The sequence below is a fragment of the Actinomadura rubrisoli genome, from assembly GCF_004349215.1.
Classification (GTDB): Bacteria; Actinomycetota; Actinomycetes; order Streptosporangiales; family Streptosporangiaceae; genus Spirillospora; species Spirillospora rubrisoli.
In genome coordinates this window covers 1-466 of sequence record NZ_SMKU01000794.1, presented here as the reverse complement: position 1 = coordinate 466, position 466 = coordinate 1, and the positions used below count along the sequence as shown (strand labels likewise).

The 466-nt window shown below is 71.9% G+C and carries 1 protein-coding gene; it reads left to right on the top strand.

What is annotated here, in order from left to right; all coding sequences use genetic code 11:
* Positions 1-249: 249 nt before the first annotated feature.
* A partial coding sequence (locus E1298_RS47530; RefSeq protein ID WP_207945311.1) for a hypothetical protein occupies positions 250-466 on the top strand: 217 nt, incomplete at its 3' end.

The window sequence follows — 466 nt, the reverse complement described above, 5'->3', positions numbered from 1 at the left end:
GGGTCCGGGAGGGCTGAACAGCATTGTCACGGCGGGTATTCGCCGCTTGAATCCCGTGCGTCGCGGAAAAGTCGCCTCTGTCGTCGGCGGTTCGGGAAAGCTACAGTTTCACCTCCCGCCTTCAACCACGGGGATGGTGGAATGCGGACCTTGTCCCGCCTGCTGGCCATATCGACGGCGCCCGGACGTTCCGCGCCCCGACCGGAGACGGACGCGACGGATTTGAGGGCGTGCGGTACCGCGGCGCTGGTGCTGCGGCCGCACGACCACTCGTTCGGCGAGCCGGACGTTCCGGGGCTGCGCGAGCGGGTGCTGACCGGCAAGGGGCTGGCCGACATGGCGGCGCCGTTCGCCGGAGTGGCGGCCGGGGACGGGACGGTGACCGTGGCCGCCGACTGGCTCGGGCTGCGGCACGTGTACGCGGTCCAGGGGGACGGGTGGGCCGCGATCGGCACGTCCGCGCGGG